13 protein-coding genes are annotated in these 16,058 nt (G+C 69.4%); 9 read left to right on the top strand and 4 right to left on the bottom strand.

What is annotated here, in order from left to right; all coding sequences use genetic code 11:
* Positions 1 to 4: 4 nt before the first annotated feature.
* The gene (locus ACIP5Y_RS02340) at positions 5 to 352 is read right to left on the bottom strand and encodes a hypothetical protein (protein WP_400346848.1); all 348 of its coding nucleotides are present in this window, start codon (positions 350 to 352) and stop codon (positions 5 to 7) included.
* Positions 353 to 622: 270 nt separating this feature from the next.
* Here ACIP5Y_RS02340 and ACIP5Y_RS02335 point away from each other — a divergent pair, with 270 nt between their 5' ends.
* From ACIP5Y_RS02335 to ACIP5Y_RS02320, 4 genes are all read left to right on the top strand, one after another.
* Entirely contained in the window at positions 623 to 1,075 is a 453-nt protein-coding gene (locus ACIP5Y_RS02335) for a flavodoxin family protein (RefSeq protein WP_400346846.1), read from the top strand.
* A 97-nt stretch (positions 1,076 to 1,172) separates the two neighbouring features.
* The gene (locus ACIP5Y_RS02330) at positions 1,173 to 1,865 is read left to right on the top strand and encodes a LuxR C-terminal-related transcriptional regulator (RefSeq protein ID WP_400346844.1); all 693 of its coding nucleotides are present in this window, start codon (positions 1,173 to 1,175) and stop codon (positions 1,863 to 1,865) included.
* Positions 1,862 to 3,154 carry a sensor histidine kinase gene (locus tag ACIP5Y_RS02325; RefSeq protein ID WP_400346842.1) on the top strand — a complete coding sequence of 431 codons (1,293 nt, stop codon included), beginning with the start codon at positions 1,862 to 1,864 and terminating at the stop codon, positions 3,152 to 3,154. Before ACIP5Y_RS02330 ends, ACIP5Y_RS02325 begins: the two co-directional genes overlap by 4 nt.
* Positions 3,141 to 4,184 (top strand): hypothetical protein, encoded by a 1,044-nt coding sequence (locus ACIP5Y_RS02320; protein ID WP_400346840.1) that lies wholly within the window; start codon positions 3,141 to 3,143, stop codon positions 4,182 to 4,184. Before ACIP5Y_RS02325 ends, ACIP5Y_RS02320 begins: the two co-directional genes overlap by 14 nt.
* A 119-nt stretch (positions 4,185 to 4,303) precedes the next feature.
* Here the strand turns inward: ACIP5Y_RS02320 and ACIP5Y_RS02315 are convergent, their stop codons facing one another.
* Positions 4,304 to 4,756 (bottom strand): hypothetical protein, encoded by a 453-nt coding sequence (locus tag ACIP5Y_RS02315; RefSeq protein ID WP_400346838.1) that lies wholly within the window; start codon positions 4,754 to 4,756, stop codon positions 4,304 to 4,306.
* Positions 4,757 to 4,903: 147 nt separating this feature from the next.
* Between ACIP5Y_RS02315 and dapA the strand changes: the two genes are divergently transcribed.
* Entirely contained in the window at positions 4,904 to 5,812 is a 909-nt protein-coding gene (gene dapA / locus ACIP5Y_RS02310) for a 4-hydroxy-tetrahydrodipicolinate synthase (RefSeq protein ID WP_400346836.1), read from the top strand.
* Positions 5,809 to 7,950 carry a ribonuclease J gene (locus ACIP5Y_RS02305; RefSeq protein WP_400346834.1) on the top strand — a complete coding sequence of 714 codons (2,142 nt, stop codon included), beginning with the start codon at positions 5,809 to 5,811 and terminating at the stop codon, positions 7,948 to 7,950. The genes dapA and ACIP5Y_RS02305 overlap by 4 nt, the downstream gene beginning before the upstream one ends.
* Positions 7,951 to 8,226: 276 nt before the next feature.
* On the opposite strand, the gene ACIP5Y_RS02300 is transcribed toward ACIP5Y_RS02305, so the two are convergent.
* Positions 8,227 to 8,787, bottom strand: a complete 561-nt coding sequence (locus ACIP5Y_RS02300; RefSeq protein ID WP_400346832.1) for a hypothetical protein — start codon at positions 8,785 to 8,787, stop codon at positions 8,227 to 8,229.
* A 30-nt stretch (positions 8,788 to 8,817) separates the two neighbouring features.
* A complete protein-coding gene (locus tag ACIP5Y_RS02295; RefSeq protein WP_400346830.1) occupies positions 8,818 to 9,204 on the bottom strand; it encodes a DUF4189 domain-containing protein in 387 nt (128 codons plus the stop codon).
* A gap of 282 nt (positions 9,205 to 9,486) precedes the next feature.
* On the opposite strand from ACIP5Y_RS02295, the gene ACIP5Y_RS02290 reads away from it, so the two are divergent.
* The 3 genes from ACIP5Y_RS02290 (at position 9,487) to ACIP5Y_RS02280 (ending at position 16,035) form a co-directional block, all read left to right on the top strand.
* Positions 9,487 to 10,104: a TIGR03085 family metal-binding protein gene (locus ACIP5Y_RS02290; RefSeq protein WP_400346828.1), complete on the top strand. Its 618-nt coding sequence runs from the start codon at positions 9,487 to 9,489 to the stop codon at positions 10,102 to 10,104.
* A gap of 117 nt (positions 10,105 to 10,221) precedes the next feature.
* The gene (locus tag ACIP5Y_RS02285; protein WP_400346827.1) at positions 10,222 to 13,299 is read left to right on the top strand and encodes an AfsR/SARP family transcriptional regulator; all 3,078 of its coding nucleotides are present in this window, start codon (positions 10,222 to 10,224) and stop codon (positions 13,297 to 13,299) included.
* 141 nt (positions 13,300 to 13,440) lie between these two features.
* Positions 13,441 to 16,035 carry a DNA translocase FtsK gene (locus tag ACIP5Y_RS02280; RefSeq protein WP_400346825.1) on the top strand — a complete coding sequence of 865 codons (2,595 nt, stop codon included), beginning with the start codon at positions 13,441 to 13,443 and terminating at the stop codon, positions 16,033 to 16,035.
* The last annotated feature ends 23 nt before the right edge of the window (positions 16,036 to 16,058 follow it).

The raw sequence follows: 16,058 nt of genomic DNA, 5'->3' as shown, positions 1-16,058 counted from the left end.
CCGCTCAGGGCAGCGCGGTGCCGATGGCGTCGCCCACGCCCGCGCCGACACTGGCGCCGACGACGGCCCCGGCGGCCCCGCCGAGGACGACGCCGAGCACCGCGGTGCCCGGGCAGATGGGTACGGTGACCGCGCAGAGCAGCGCGCCGCCGGCCAGGCCGCCGAGGACGCCCCCGGTGACCGCGTCGACGGTGGCGCCGATGGTGCCGCCCCCGAAGGCTTCGGGTCCGGCGGAAACGGGTTGTACGACGGGGGCGGGAGCGGGCGCAGGTGCGGCCGCCGAGGCGATTCCGGTGCCGGCGCCGGCCAGGGCGGCGGCGATGATGGTGGTGGCAGCGATCTTGCGAACCATGGTGCTTCTCCTGAATCTTCCTGAACCGACTGACGAACGCCCGCGGCGTTGCTCGACGGCCGCTGCGGCGCCGATCAGTTCGGTCGATCACTGAGAGTGCCAGGTCGGAGCCCAATGGTCATGCGGTCGAGGACTTTTCGTCAGGTCTGGCACGGATTGTCATGAATTCGATCTTTATGCCGCGTGCGCAGCGGGCAATCCCGGGCCCGCCGACAGGCCGGATGCGATGGCCGGCGCGCGCCGGAACGGCCGGGCGTTACGCTCGAATTCGTGCCGACGTTGCTGATCATTCATCACACGCCCTCACCGTTCATGCAGGAGATGTTCGAGGCGGTCGTCGCGGGTGCGACCGATCCGGAGATCGAGGGCGTGCAGGTGGTGCGCCGCGCGGCGCTGGCGGTCAGTGCCACCGATGTGCTCGAAGCGGACGGTTATCTGCTCGGGACGCCCGCGAATCTCGGCTACATGAGCGGCGCGCTCAAGCACGCGTTCGACACTTTCTACTACCCGTGCCTGGATTCCACCACGGGCCGCCCGTACGGCCTCTACATCCACGGCAATCAGGGCACCGAGGGCGCGGAACGCAGTGTGGCGAGCGTGACGACCGGCCTCGGCTGGGAGCAGGCCGCCGCCTCGGTGATCGTTTCCGGCCCACCGGCCAAGACGGATATCGAACGCTGCTGGGAGCTCGGCGCGACCGTGGCCGCCCAGCTCATGGCTTAATACCGGCCGGCTATGACGGGGCAGCGATACGCCCCCGAATTCTGGTGGCTGACACATCGGACCCCGAGCCCGTCATACTCGAGAAGACATTTCAGGAGTGTGGAGAGAGGTGAAGGCCGCCGTGGAGGCGCAAGAGTCGGGGATACGCCGGATCGGGCTGGTCGAGGATCATGAGTCGGTAGCGATCGGGCTGGCAGCAATGCTGGCGCCGGAGGCCGACCTGGAGTTGGTGATCACCGCGGGCACCGTGGCCGAATTACTGGTGGCGGGACCGCAATTGGATCTGGTGGTACTGGATCTGCGGCTCGCCGACGGATCACAACCGGAAGACAATGTGCGCGCGCTGCGCGAGCGCGGCATCGAGGTGCTGGTGTTCACCGGCGCCGACAATCCGTACATGGTGCGGTCGGCCGCGCGGGCCGGCGTACTGGGTGTGGTGCGCAAATCGGAGGATGTGCCGACCGTGGTGGCGGCGGTCCGCCGCGCCGCACAGGGCGAACAGGTGGTGACCACCGACTGGGCGGCCGCCATCGACGGCGACCCGCAACTGTCGAACGTCGGGTTGAGCCCGCGGCAGCAGCAGGTGCTGCAGCTGTACGCCTCGGGCGAGAAGGCGTCGCGGGTCGCCCGCATGACCGGCCTGTCCGAGCAGACCGTCAATGACTATCTGGGCCGCATCCGGCAGAAGTACTCGGACGCCGGCCGTCCCGCGCCCACCAAGACCGACCTCTACAAGCGGGCCGTCGAGGACGGGTGGTTGCCTGTCCCCGAACGGGATCCGCGCACATGACCGCAACGTCCGGCACGCTGGACGCCGCTCGGCCCGAGCGGTCGACACCCGCCGTCACCCAGCTCGTCCAGTGGCTGCGCGTCGGTTTGACCGTCGCCGAGGATCCCTCGACGGCGGCCTACGACCGCATCATGCGGCGGCTCGGCCTCTCGGCGGGTATCGCGGGCATCATCGTCGGCTGCGCCGAACTGCCCGAGATCGCGCAGCAGGGCCGGCCGCAGCCGGTGTGGTGGTCGGTGGTGGCCGTGGTGCTCTGCTTCGGCTGGTATCCGGTGCTGGTGGTGGTGTCGGCGGTCTCCGGGCCGCGGGCCATCCGCATCGTGTGCGGTTGTGCCGCCGTGAGTTTCCTGGTCGCGCTGGCCACCATTCCGCTGGCGGTGCGGCTGCACTCGATAGACGCCAACTCGGTGTGGCCCTTCCGGGTGACCGCGCTCGCGGTGTGCGCGGCCGTGCTGTCCTTTCCCACCCGGGTGACCGTCACCTATCTGCTGGCGGCCTCGACCTCGGCGGCGCTGGCCACCATCTACACGGTCAGTGCCGTCACACCGCAGAATCTCACCGAGAACTTCCTGCGCTCAGCGGGTTTGTCGGCGCTGTTCGTGTGGTGCGGCACCGCCGCCACCGGCGCCGCCGCCCGCGTGGACCGGGAGTCCTCCATCGCCAGCCGCCGCGCCGCCGCACAGGCCGCCGCGCAGGCGCGGGATCGGGAGCGGGCACGGTTCGCCGCGCTGATCCACGACGCCGTGCTGTCGACCCTGCTGGAAGCCGCACGCGCCGGCACGCATTCGGATGTGCTGCGCCGGCAGGCCGAACGCACCCTGGAACAACTCGACGAATGCCGCGGCGACGACCGCGATCCGGATCTGCTGGACGCCCGCTCGGCGGTGCTGTTCCTGAGATCCGCGGTGCAGGACGTGAATTCGGGCATCCGCTTCGCCACCCGCACCTGGCCGGGCTACGACGATCTACGCATGCCGGTGCAGGCCGCCGGCACCATCGCCGCCGCCCTCACCGAGGCGGCGCGGAACAGCCTGCGGCACGCCTCGATTCCCGGCCGCGAGGTGCGGCGCACCGTCACGGCCACCATCAGCGCGGGCAGTATCCGCATCGTGTTCACCGATGACGGAGCGGGTTTCGACCTCGCGGTGGTGCCCGCCGATCGGCTGGGCATCTCCATGAGCATTCTGGGCCGCATGCGGCAACTGGCCGGCGGTTCGGCGTTCGTGGAATCGGCGCCGGGGGAGGGCACCACGGTCACCCTGGTGTGGGGTGGCGATGGCTCCCATTGAAACCCGTGTGGTGGAACTGGATTCGCGGTTCGGCCTGCGGGATCTACTCGGCCTGCGCGGCCGCGCCGCCTGGCTGTTCCTGCTCATGCTGGAAGCGGTCATCGCGCTCTACATGATGCCGGCCTTCGCGGACACCCCGTTGTGGGCGGCGATAGTGAGTGCGTTGCTCATGCTGATCGCGGGCGGGCTGGTGACGGCCATCCCGGTGGATCCGCTGCCGCTGCCGGTGGCGTTCTTCGCGGTGGTCGCGGCGACCGCGGCCACCGGGCTCTCGGTGATGAACCCCGCGCCGTCCATGTCGCATCAGTCGGTGTGGTCGGCTTTCGCCTCGTCGTATGTGTTCAGTGTGCTGGTGCTGCGCGGGCGGATCCGTACCGCGTGGGCGGGTGCGCTGGCGGTGGCGAGCGCGGTCCTGCTGGCGGGGGTCGGCGAGCATCTGCCCGCGCCGACACTGGTCGGCTCGCTGGTGCCGATCGGAACCCTCACGGCCATCTCGTTCTTCACCGCGATCATGCGGCCTATGCAACGTTCGCTGCGCATGCTGCGTGAGGACGCCATGATGCGGGCCGCCGCCGAGGCGACCATGGCCGCCGCCGACAGCGAACGCAACCGCCAGCTGGCGCGCTTGGACCTGGTGGCCCGGCCCATCCTGGAACGCATAGCCGACGGCGCGGAACTGACCGCCGCCGAACAAGAGGAATGCCGCCTGCTGGAAGCCGAACTGCGCGACGGTCTTCGGGCCCCGCAGCTGGTGACCGAGGAACTCAGCGGCGCGGCGCGCGGCGCCCGCGGCCGCGGCGTCGAAGTGGTGCTGCTCGACGACGGCGGTTTCGCGGGCGTCCCCGAATGGGTGCGCAAACGCGTGATCGACGCCGCCACAAAAGAATTGGATGCGGCGAACCACGGTTCGGTCACCGTGCGCGTCCTCCCGCTGGGCCGCCACGTGCTGGGCACGGTCCTGGCCCACGCCCCCGACCACGACCGCCGCACGGAGATCGACACCGACGGGCGGGTCAGCGTAACCGACTGAGCCGCAGGGCTTTTGCCGGCCGGAGTCACGGGTTCGCCGCCGGGTATGCCGCCGCTCGAGGGAGCGACCGCGCCACCGGCCGGGGCGTGGGGGGAGTACCCGCCGCCGGGGTCTGGGCGTTACGGCGTATCGCAGCGGCCTGGGCCACCCTTCTTCATCTGGTCGCGCAGTGCGCCCTGCACGGCGGTGGACAGCCACGAGTTCAGGGATTGCCCGCTCTGCGCGGCGGCCTCCTCGGCGCGGGCCTTCATCTGTTCCACCAGGCGCAGGGTGACGCGGCTGATGTCGCCGGTCATTTCCTCGAAGGTGGGCTGGTGGGGCTCGTCGGATGCGGTCTTGCGCACATCCACGTGCGCGTCCGTACCGTCGACGGAGACGTGCACGGTGCGGTCGCCGAGCGTATTGCTGACTTCGGTGGCGAGTTCGGACAGCGCCGCGAGCAGCACCAGGCGGGCCGAGTTCTCGGTCGCGGCGGCCAGTGCGGCGGCAGTGGCCTGCGTCTTCTCATCGCCGAGTGCGGCGGCGGCAATGAGGTTCTCGCGCAGTTGCGCGGTGTACTTGTCGAGATCCATGACACCAGTGTGACGTCACCAGTGGCATCATTCAAGGAGACCTGTGACGCCACATCCGGCCGGGTGCCTCGAAATCCCCGCCCCGTACGAGACCGTTCGGGTATAACGGTGCAAACACCGTTTCGTTGACGCGTTACGCTTCTGACTATGACGAACGGTGAATCGACGCGAATCGAGCTGCACGCGTCCGGCACAGTAGGTGTCGCGATGGTGACCCCCTTTACCGTCGAAGGCAAGCTCGACGTCGATGCCGGTGTCGCCCTGGCCGCCCGTTTGATCGATGGCGGCGTCGATCTGCTCGCCATCTCCGGAACCACCGGCGAGTCGCCGACCACCACCGAATCCGAGAAGTTCGACCTGCTGCGGGCCGTCGTCGACGCCGTGGGCGACCGGGCCACCATCATCGCCGGCGCCGGCACCTACGACACCGCGCACAGCATCGAACTCGCCCGCAATGCCCAGCGCGCGGGCGCCCACGGTTTGCTGGTCGTCACCCCGTACTACTCGCGTCCCACCCAGGACGGCCTGTTCGCCCACTTCACCGCCGTCGCCGACGCGACCGACCTGCCGGTGACGCTCTACGACATTCCACCGCGCTCCGTCGTACCCATCGCCACCGACACCATCCGCCGGCTCGCCGAGCACCCGCGCATCGTCGCGGTGAAGGACGCCAAGGGCGATCTGAACGCCGGCGCCGAACTGATCGCCGAGACCGGACTGGCCTTCTACTCCGGCGACGACGCGCTGAACCTGCCGTGGCTGTCGCTCGGCGCGACCGGATTCATCAGTGTTATCGGCCATCTCGTGCCGGACCGCCTGCGCGCCCTGCGTGAGGCCTACCTCGCCGGAGATGTGCAGCGCGCCCGTGAGATCAATGTCGGCCTACTGCCGCTCAATCGGGCCATGGCCCGCCTGGGCGGCGTCGCCATGACCAAGGGAGCGCTGCGTTTGCTCGGCGTCGAAACAGGGGAGCCACGTTTGCCACAACTCATGCCCACCGCGGACCAGCTCGACGCGCTGGCCGTCGACCTCCGCGCCGCCGGGGTGCTTGCATGACGGGCCCGGTGGGACGCCGGCCGCGCCGTACCGCGAGCCGCGCCGCGGGAGCTCCCGCGCCGATACCCGATGCGCCGGAATACCAGCCGAAGGCAGCGGCTTCCGAGGACGCGAGCGCGCAAGCCGCTGCGACGTCCGCTGCGGCCGGGGCTGATTCGACCACATCCGCCGGTGCTGATTCGACCGCAGCGGCCGGCACGGGCCGGGCCACCGCGAAATCCGGCGCCGCCGCAGGCGCCGGGACCGGCGAATCCGCCGCTGCCGCAAGCGATTCCAACGGCCGCCCGGCCCGGGGTCGGGGCCGCAACGGCGCGTCGGCGGAGACGCAGGATGCGCCGGCCGCCGGCCGTCAGGACGATTCCGCTCGTGGCCGTCAGGACCGCTCGCGTCGTGGGGGCAGCCGTTCCCGCCAGTCGGGCCGCGGCGATCGGGCCGAGAACACCGCGCCGCCGCAGCGGGATCCGCACGCGATGGGCACCCCGCCCAAGGCGCCGAAGGGCGGCCTGCGGGTGTTCGCGCTCGGCGGTATCGGTGAAATCGGCCGCAACATGACCGTTTTCGAGTACGACGGCAAGCTGCTCATCGTCGACTGCGGCGTGCTGTTCCCCGAGGATCAGCAGCCGGGCGTGGATCTGATCCTGCCGGACTTCGGTCCCATCGAGGACCGCATGGACGATATCGCCGCGGTCATCCTCACCCACGGGCACGAGGATCACATCGGTGCGGTGCCGTTCCTGCTGCGCCTGCGGCGCGACATCCCGGTCATCGGTGCGAAGTTCACCCTCGCCCTGGTCGCGGCCAAGTGCCGGGAACATCGCTTGCAGCCCAACCTGACCGAGGTCACCGAGGGCCAGCGCACCCAGCACGGCCCGTTCGATTGCGAGTACTTCGCGGTCAATCACTCCATTCCGGATGCCATCGCGGTCGCGATCCGCACCCCCGCGGGTATCGCCCTGCACACCGGTGACATCAAGCTCGACCAGCTGCCGCTGGACGGCCGCCTCACCGACCTGGCCGGGTTCTCCCGCCTCGGCGACGAGGGCGTGGACCTGTTCCTGGTCGACTCCACCAATGCCGAGGTGCCGGGCTTCGTGACGCCCGAGCGCGAGATCGGCCCGGTGCTCGACAATGTGATCGGTAAGGCCAAGGGCCGGGTCATCGTGGCGTCCTTCGCCTCGCATGTGCACCGCATCCAGCAGGTGATCGATGTGGCGCAGCGCTACGACCGCCGCATCTGCTTCGTGGGCCGGTCCATGGTGCGCAATATGCAGATCGCGCAGGACCTCGGCTACCTCGATGTGCCGGACGGCCTGGTGGTGGATCTCGATCAGGCCGCGAATCTGCCGGTGCACAAGCTGGTGCTGATCTCGACCGGTTCGCAGGGCGAGCCGCTGTCGGCGCTGTCGCGCATGGCGCGCGGCGATCACCGCCAGATCAATATCCGCGCCGACGATCTCGTGGTGCTGGCCTCCTCACTGATCCCCGGCAATGAGAACGCCGTGTTCGCCGTCGTGAACGGCCTGGCTCGCCTCGGCGCGACCGTGGTGACCCAGCAGAACGCGAAAGTCCATGTCTCCGGCCATGCTTCGGCGGGCGAGCTGCTGTACCTCTACAACGCGGTCCGCCCCACCAATGCCATGCCGGTGCACGGCGAATGGCGGCACCTGCGCGCCAACGGCGCCCTGGCGGTCGCGACGGGCGTGCCCGAGGAGCGAGTCGTGCTGGCGGAGAACGGCGTAGTGGTCGACCTGGTCGACGGTATCGCCTCCATCACCGGCCGCGTCCCGGTCGGCCAGGTGTACGTCGACGGCCTCTCGGTCGGCGATGTCGGCGAATCCACCCTCTCGGACCGCCTGGTCCTCGGCGAGGGCGGCTTCATCTCCATCACGGTCGCCGTCGACTCCACCACCGGAAAGCCGGTCAGCGCACCGGAAGTCCACGGCCGCGGCTTCTCCGACGACCCGGACGCCCTCGACGACGCCCAGGAACTCGTCGAGGCCGAACTCCGCCGCCTCACCAACGAGGGCGTCACGGACACCCACCGCATCGCCCAGAGCGTCCGCCGCGTGGTCGGCCGCTGGGTGGCCGAGAAGTACCGCCGCCGTCCCATGATCGTCCCCACGGTCATCGGCGTCTGACGGAAAACTCCACGGGCACAACGGAAATGGCCCCCGCAGCTATTGCTGCGGGGGCCATTTCGGCGTATAAGGGCCAGCGGGCTCCACTGCGACATCGAGGCGCTGCGGTATCGACGGTCGAGGTGCCTTGTCCGATCGGCCGGTGCGCCGCAGCCGCGGTTTCGGCCACCGGAAAGGTTCGTTTCCGGTCGGCGGACTGTTCGCGGCCTTCCGCCGAATACACTGCCGCCCCGGTAGTTTCGACTACCGGGGCGGCGTGCGAGACGGGGTGCTGCCTTACTTGTCCTGGCAGGCGGCGGAGTCCAGCTTGGCGGCCTTCACGATGCTGCAGGCGTAGTTGTGGTCGATCTTCCATTCGGTGCCGTCGGCGACGAAGGAGACCGTGGCGTTGTTCACCGGGGAGCCGTCGATGGTGACGTCGGCGTCGGCCTTGACCTTGCCGTCGACCGGATCCTGCACGTTGGTGATCTTGATCTGGACGTTGTTCTTCTTCGCGGCGTCGACCAGCTTGGCGGCCAGCTCCGGATCCTGACCGGCGTCCTCGATCCAGCTGGTCTTCGTCTTGGAGTCGATGGACGGGTCGAACGCCTTGGTGACCTTGTCGTTCAGTTCGTCCACGGTCGGCTTCGGCAGGTTCGGCACCGCGGTGGTCGACGGGGCGGCGCCGGTGATCTTGGCGTCACCGTTGGTGTCGCCCTGGAAGTTTCCGGCGGGCGCGGCGGCGGAGGTGGTGGTGGACGATTTGGCCGAGTCATCGGACTTGCCGCAGGCGACCAGCCCGAAGGCCGAGGTGGCCAGCAAGACCGCGGCAGTGGCGCGGAAGATGGTGTGCTTCAACGAAGTTGCTCCCCTGTATCGGTATTGTGGCTAGAGCTGGTAGCCGGTGGTGCAGTTCCAGTGGATGATGGTGGCGTCGCTGTAGTTGCGGCCCAGCGCCTGACTCTTCGCCGCCGAGCGCGAGGACGCGGCGCCGAAGGTGTAGTAGCCCTCGTTGTTCGAGTAGGCGACCGCGCCACAGCCGTTCGCGAACCGCGCCACGACCTTGCAATCGTTGTAGGTGCACTGATCCACCGCAGCGCTCTGTGCCGACGCGCTGTCGGTGTAGTCGTACGAGTAACCGATCTTGCCGGTCGACACCGACAGGGCGATCGCGCCGAAGTTCAGCGACTGGGCAGAGGCCGGAGCCGCGGTGCCGACGAGCAGGGAACCGACGGCCGCGACCATCACGGCGGTGCCGGTGACGATCTTCTTCAAAATGTTGCCCTTCTTGTACTGGGATCCACGACCCTATGGACCGAGGAGTCAAGCTACCGACCCGAATTGGCGGACGCCAACCCGGCAGCGGCTCGAATCTGCAATGTTCACCGACATCGTCCCGATGTCCGCGACCGGATTCATGATCGACTGCGCCGCTTATCGAAGGCCGGGTGATCCGCTTAAGGCCCCGCTGAGAAGGCCGGAATCCGAACCGAGCAGGGCGAACCCCCGGAAAACGCGGCCGTGCGCGGCAGCCTGCGACCGGGATAGGGTTCAGCCATGAGTATGGCCCAGAGGGAACGACAGGCCCTGGTGCGGACGATGGCCGAAAAGGGCCCGGACGCACCGACCCTGTGCGGGGAGTGGACCGTTCGTGATCTGGCCGCACACCTGATCGTCCGGGAACGCCGCCCGGACGCCGCCCCCGGCATCATGCTGAAGCCCTTCGCGCCCTACCTGGAACGCGTGCAGGAAAAGGTTGTTCAGCGTCCTTTCCCGCAACTGCTCGACGAGGTACGCACCGGCCCGCCGTTCTACCTGCGCCCGGTGGATTCGCTCATGAACCTCACCGAGATGTTCGTACACCACGAGGATGTCCGCCGCGGCGCACCCGGCTGGGAACCCCGCCTGCTCTCCGCCGCCGACGAGGACGCGCTGTGGAAAGTGCTGACCCGCCTGGGCCGCATGGCCTATCGCAAGGCGACGCTCACCGTCGCGCTGGCGACGCCGGACGGCCGCCGCGTCGTCGCGCATCAGGCGGGCGACCGCAGCGTCGTATTGGCAGGCCCGCCGTCCGAACTGCTGCTGCACGCCTTCGGCCGCAATGAGGTCCGGCTCGAGGTCACCGGCGCGCCGGACGATGTGGCCGCGGTGCACGCACTCGACCGCAGCGTCTGAGGGACCACAGCGTCCGAGGGAACCACAGCCTCCGGTCGTCCGCCCCGGTCATGAAACGATCACGCGGTGCTCTATAGCGTCCGTGACAGTCAGTGGTTCGTGGGGAGGTAGTTCGCAATGACCTGGGAGCTCGCAGTGCTGGGACCGGTCGAGCTGAGGTCGGATGGCATGCCCACCCCGACCATGCCGCCCAAGCAGCAGGCCGCCCTCGTCATGCTGGCCTGCGCGCGCGGACGTGCGCTCTCGGTCGAAGAACTGGCGGGCGGCATCTGGGGCGTGACCCGCCCGCCCTCCGCGGTGGGCGCCCTGCGCAACTATGCCTGGGCCCTGCGCAAGCTCCTCGCTACCCCGGTAACAGTCACCGCGCCCGCGCAGCAGGTTGTGACCGCGAACGGCACAGTGATTCCGCAGGACACCGCGATCATGCCGGGTGCGGCCGCGTCGCCCGGCGCAGCAGCCTCGGTTGCGCCGGTAACAGCGCGAGGTGCTGTGACCGCCTTCGAACCGGTGAGCCTGTCCTCGGAATCGCGTGGATATCGGCTGTCCGGACCGCTGGCCATGGATGTGGACCGCGTCGAAGCGCATCGTGTCGCGGCCGATACGGCCCGGGCCGCCGGGGAATTCGATAAAGCGGACACCATCGTGCGTGCGGCGCTGCGGGAATGGCGGGGCGATCCGCTCAGCGGGGTGTCCGGTCCCTGGGCGGAGATCGAGCGGGCGCGGCTGCGCCGGCTGCAGCGCGCGCTCGAGGAGGACCTGGCCGACCTGACGGTGCAGCGCGGCGACTATCCGCGCGCCATCGCCGATCTGGAGGCGCTCATCACCGGTGATCCGCACAGTGAGCGACTGCGCGGGCTGATGATCACCGCCCTGTACCGGGCGGGCCGGCGCACCGAGGCCCTCGACGAATATCAGCGGATCCGCAAGCTGCTGGTCGCCGAGCAGGGCATCGAACCCGGGCCCGCGCTGCTGGAACTGCACCGGCAGATCCTCGCCGACGAACTGCCCGGCCCGGACACGGCGCCCGCGGCCGTCACAGTACGCACCCCCGAACCGGCGCAACTACCGCCCGACACCGCCGATTTCACCGGCCGCGAAGACCTGGCGCGGGAACTGTGCGGCGTGCTCGCCGACAGCATCCGGCCCATCGTCGCCGTCTCCGGCATGGGCGGCGTGGGCAAGACGGCACTGGCCTTGCATGTGGCGCACCGCATCCGGGACTGCTACCCGGACGGTCAGCTCTACGCCGATCTGCACGGCGCGGGCGCCGCACCCGCCGATCCCGAGCATGTGCTGGGCGCGTTCCTGCGCGCGCTGGGTGTACCGCAGCGCGCGATCCCGGCCGGCGTGGACGAGCGGGCCGCGCTGTTCCGGTCCGCGCTCAGCGGTCGCCGCATGCTGCTCGTGCTCGACAATGCCTGCGACGCGGCGCAAGTCGTGCCGCTGCTGCCCGGCGAACCCGGCTGCGCGGTGCTGACCACCGCGCGCCGTCCCCTCACCGCCCTGCCCGGCGTGCACTCGGCCGCGCTCCGGGTCTTCGAAACGGCCGAAGCCGTGCGGCTTTTCACCCGTATCGTCGGTGCGCGGCGGGCCGCCGCCGAACCGGACGCCGCCCGGCGCATCGTGGAACTGTGCGGTCTGCTGCCGATCGCGGTGCGCATCGTCGCCGCGCGCGTCGCGGCCCGGCCGCAGTGGACCATTGTCTCCGAGGCCGACCGGCTCGCCGCGGAACGCCATGACCTGGACCGTTTCCGAGCGGGGGAGCTCGCGCTGACGGCCGCGTTCCGGGCCGGCTACGAACAACTTCCGCCCGCCGCCGCCCGCGCCTTCCGATTGCTGGCCGCCGCCCAGCTGCCCGATCTGCCGCTGGCCGCCACCGCCGCGGTGCTCGACACCATCGAACCGCTCGCCGAGGACATCTGCGAGGAGCTGGTGGATCGCGGCATGCTCGAAACCGCGGGCCGCGGCCGCTACCACTATCACGACCTCATGCGCCTGTTCGCCCTCGGGCACGGCCGTGACCCGGATGCGGATGTGGTCGCCCGGCTGCTCGACTACTACCTGGCCACCATGAAAACTGTGCTGCGCGTCCGGCATCCGGGCCTGCGGCTGCGGCTCGCGCCGACCGGCCATCCCGGCACCCGCGTGGCGGAGCTGGACGCCACCCGCGTCTTCCTGCAGGTGGAACGCCGGAACCTGGTGCAGCTCTACCGCCTCGCCGTCGCGGGGACCGCCGCGCACCGCACGCTGGCCGCGGATCTCGCCCTGGCGGTGGCCGAAACCATGCTGGCCGGTGACGCGACGGTGGATATCGAGAAGGCGCTCGACGAACTCATCCGCGCCACCGAGGCGGACGGCAATCCGGTGGCGGCCGCCCGTGCCCGCCTCGCACTGGTCTTCGTCCAGTTCTCCGAATTCGCGGAACCGCAACGGGCCGCGGGTCACATCCGGTGGCTGCTGGCCGAGGTCGACGCCGACGCCGATCCCTGGGTCGCCGGTACCAGCAATGTGTATGCCGGCGCGCTCGCCCTCTACAGCGCGGATCCCGCGCGCGCCGCAAGGTATTTCGCCGAAGCGTTGCTCCACTACCGGGCGGGCGGCAGTCCCGAATGCGTCCGCGTCGCCTATTCCCTGCTGGCACAAGCCTATTCGGCCGCCGGCCGGAACCGTGACGCCTTGGCCGCCGCCGCCCGGGCCGTCATCGGTGACAGCCAGCTCGGCCCCCGCCGCAATGTCATGTGGGCGCTGACCGAAGCGGCCTGGGTGCTCAGCAGCGAAGGGGACGCCGAATTGGGCACCCGCCTCTTCGACGCCGCCCTGCGTGTCGCCCGCCGCGCCGGCTGCCCCCGCTTCGAATCCACCATCCACGCCCGCGCCGCCCTCGCGCACCTGGCGGGCGGTCGCCTCACCCAAGCCGTCGAACAGGCCGAACGCGCCGAAGCCACCCGCGACTCACCCCGCATCGGCATGGTCCACGTCAACACGATGCTCGTCCGCTACACGGCCCTCCGCCGCCTGGGCCGCACCATCGACGCCGCCGAGTACTACCGCACCGCCTGCACCCAGCTCCCCGACTTCGACGCCGCCCTGAACCACTGGACCGCCTACCCCCCGACCCCGACCTTCAAAATGCTGGACTCCACCACCCCGGGCCCGATCGCCGAGTGGCACTCGAGGGCCGCAACGGCCGAGTAACCGCGACCCTCATGTGCCACTCGGCGCCGGGTCGGCGGGGTGAAAAACGTGCGTCGACGTAGTGAGCGCCACATGTCTGAAATGGGTGGGTCGAGTGTTGCGGATGGTCCGGGTGGGGCCGTTGCGGCTAGCCTGGGGTGCATGGCAGGTAAGGCCCGCGGCACCGCATCCTCACGTTCGCGCGCGGGATCGACGCGGGGACAGTCTCCTGCGCGGTCCCAGGCACGTACTCCGCGTACCGGTACGCGGGCCCGGGGGGCGGCGCCGCGGCGAGCGCCGGCGCGGAAGGCGGCGCCGCGGCGGAGGTCGAATACCGCGCCTCTGGCCGTGGTGCAGCGGGGTGTCACCAGCGGGTGGAACGTGATGGCGCGCGGGCTGGGGGCGACCACGCGGGCCGTCAGCCGGGCGGGGGAGATCGAGCACGGGCATCGGCGTGACGGGATCGCGCTGGGGCTGGTGGCTTTCGCGTTCGTGATCGCGGCGGCCGTATGGTTCACGGCGGGTGGTCCGGTCGGGCATTGGGTGGATACCGCGGTGCGGATGGTGGCCGGATCCGCTTCGGCCGCATTGCCGTTCGTGACCATCGGTATCGCGGTGATTCTCATGCGCACCGAACCGCATCCGGAGATCCGGCCGCGGCTGGTGCTGGGTGGGCTGCTGGTCGGGTTGCCGCTGCTGGGTATCTGGCATCTCGCGGCGGGTGCGCCGGCCGATGCGCACGGGCGTGAGCATGCTGCCGGATTCGTCGGATATGTGGTCGGCGGTCCGCTGGCGGACGGGCTCAGCGCCTGGCTGGCCGTGCCGTTGTTGTTGCTGGCGGTCGGATTCGGCCTGCTGCTGCTCACCGGCACCACCGTGCGCGAGGTACCCGAGGCGTTGCGCGAGATCTTCGGCACCGGCAGTCACGGTGACGAATACGAGGGCTACTCCGACGAACCCGGCCTCTACGACCCGGACGGCTATGACGCCGACGGGTTCCCGCTGCATCGCCCCGAGGTACGCCGCCGGCGCGGCAAGACGCCCTCGGAGAACTACCCGCCCGACGAGTTCGGCGGCTCCGACGCGGCCACCGAGGTCATCGGCGAACCCCCGCTGCAGGACGCCAAGGAGATCGCGCCCGAGAAGCCGAAACCCAAGCCGCGCAAGGCCCCGAAGGTCGTCGACCAGACCCCGCCGCCGCCCGAACCGCAGCAGCTGGAGTTCGTCACCGAGCGCGAGGTCGAGGGCGACTACCAGTTGCCGCCGCTGACCCTGCTCACCGACGGTGATCCGCCCAAGAAGCGTTCGGCCGCCAATGAATCCATGATCGAGGCGATCACCGAAGTCCTGGTGCAGTTCAAGATCGACGCCGCCGTCACCGGTTTCGTGCGCGGCCCGACCGTCACCCGCTACGAGGTGGAGCTGGGCCCGGGCGTGAAGGTCGAGAAGATCACCGCCCTGGCCCGCAACCTCGCCTACGCGGTGGCCACCGAGAACGTGCGACTACTCGCGCCCATCCCCGGCAAGTCGGCCGTCGGCATCGAAGTCCCCAATGCCGACCGCGAATTGGTGCGCCTGGCGGACGTGCTCAAGGCCCCCTCGACCCGCAATGACCATCACCCGCTGGTGATCGGCCTGGGCAAGAACATCGAGGGCGAGTTCCTGTCCGCGAACCTGGCCAAGATGCCGCACTTACTGGTGGCCGGTTCCACCGGTTCCGGTAAGTCGAGTTTCGTGAACTCGATGCTGATCTCACTGCTGCACCGGGCCACTCCCGATGAGGTGCGCATGATCCTCATCGACCCGAAAATGGTGGAACTCACGCCCTACGAAGGCATTCCACACCTGATCACGCCCATCATCACCCAGCCCAAGAAGGCCGCCGCCGCGCTGGCCTGGCTGGTGGAGGAGATGGAACAGCGTTATCAGGACATGCAGGCCAACAAGGTCCGGCATATCGACGACTTCAACCGCAAGGTCAAGTCGGGGCAGATCACCGCGCCGCTGGGCAGTGAACGGGTGTACCGCCCTTACCCGTACATCCTCGCCATTGTCGACGAGCTCGCCGACCTCATGATGACGGCGCCCCGGGACGTGGAAGACGCGATCGTCCGGATCACCCAGAAGGCCCGTGCCGCAGGCATTCACCTGGTTCTGGCCACCCAGCGCCCTTCGGTGGACGTCGTCACCGGTCTGATCAAGACCAATGTCCCGTCCCGATTGGCCTTCGCGACTTCGTCTTTGACCGACTCCCGAGTCATCCTGGACCAGCCGGGCGCGGAGAAGCTCATCGGTATGGGTGACGGCCTGTTCCTCCCCATGGGTGCGAGCAAACCGACCCGTCTCCAGGGCGCCTTCATCTCCGACGAGGAAATCTCCGCCGTAGTCGATTTCGCCAAGAATCAGGCCGAACCCGACTACCAGGACGGCGTCACCGCCGCCAAGGCCGGTGAGAAGAAGGACGTCGACGCCGATATCGGCGACGACCTCGACCTGCTGCTGCAGGCCATCGAATTGGTCGTCACCTCCCAGTTCGGTTCCACCTCCATGCTGCAGCGCAAACTCCGCGTCGGCTTCGCCAAGGCCGGCCGCCTCATGGACCTCATGGAAACCCGAGGCGTCGTCGGGCCCTCGGAGGGTTCCAAGGCCCGCGACGTTCTCATCAAGCCGGACGAACTCGACGGCCTCCTCTGGACCATCCGAGGCGGCGACGGCGAACCCCCCGCCGCCGACGGGGACGACGAAGAGGCTTCCTGAGTAGAACGTGTTCTATATTCGGG

Origin of the sequence: Nocardia sp. NPDC088792 (assembly GCF_044750615.1) — a bacterium.
GTDB lineage: Bacteria > Actinomycetota > Actinomycetes > Mycobacteriales > Mycobacteriaceae > Nocardia.
Note: the sequence above shows the minus strand (reverse complement) of the source record. Positions and strands in the feature narration are given on the sequence as shown.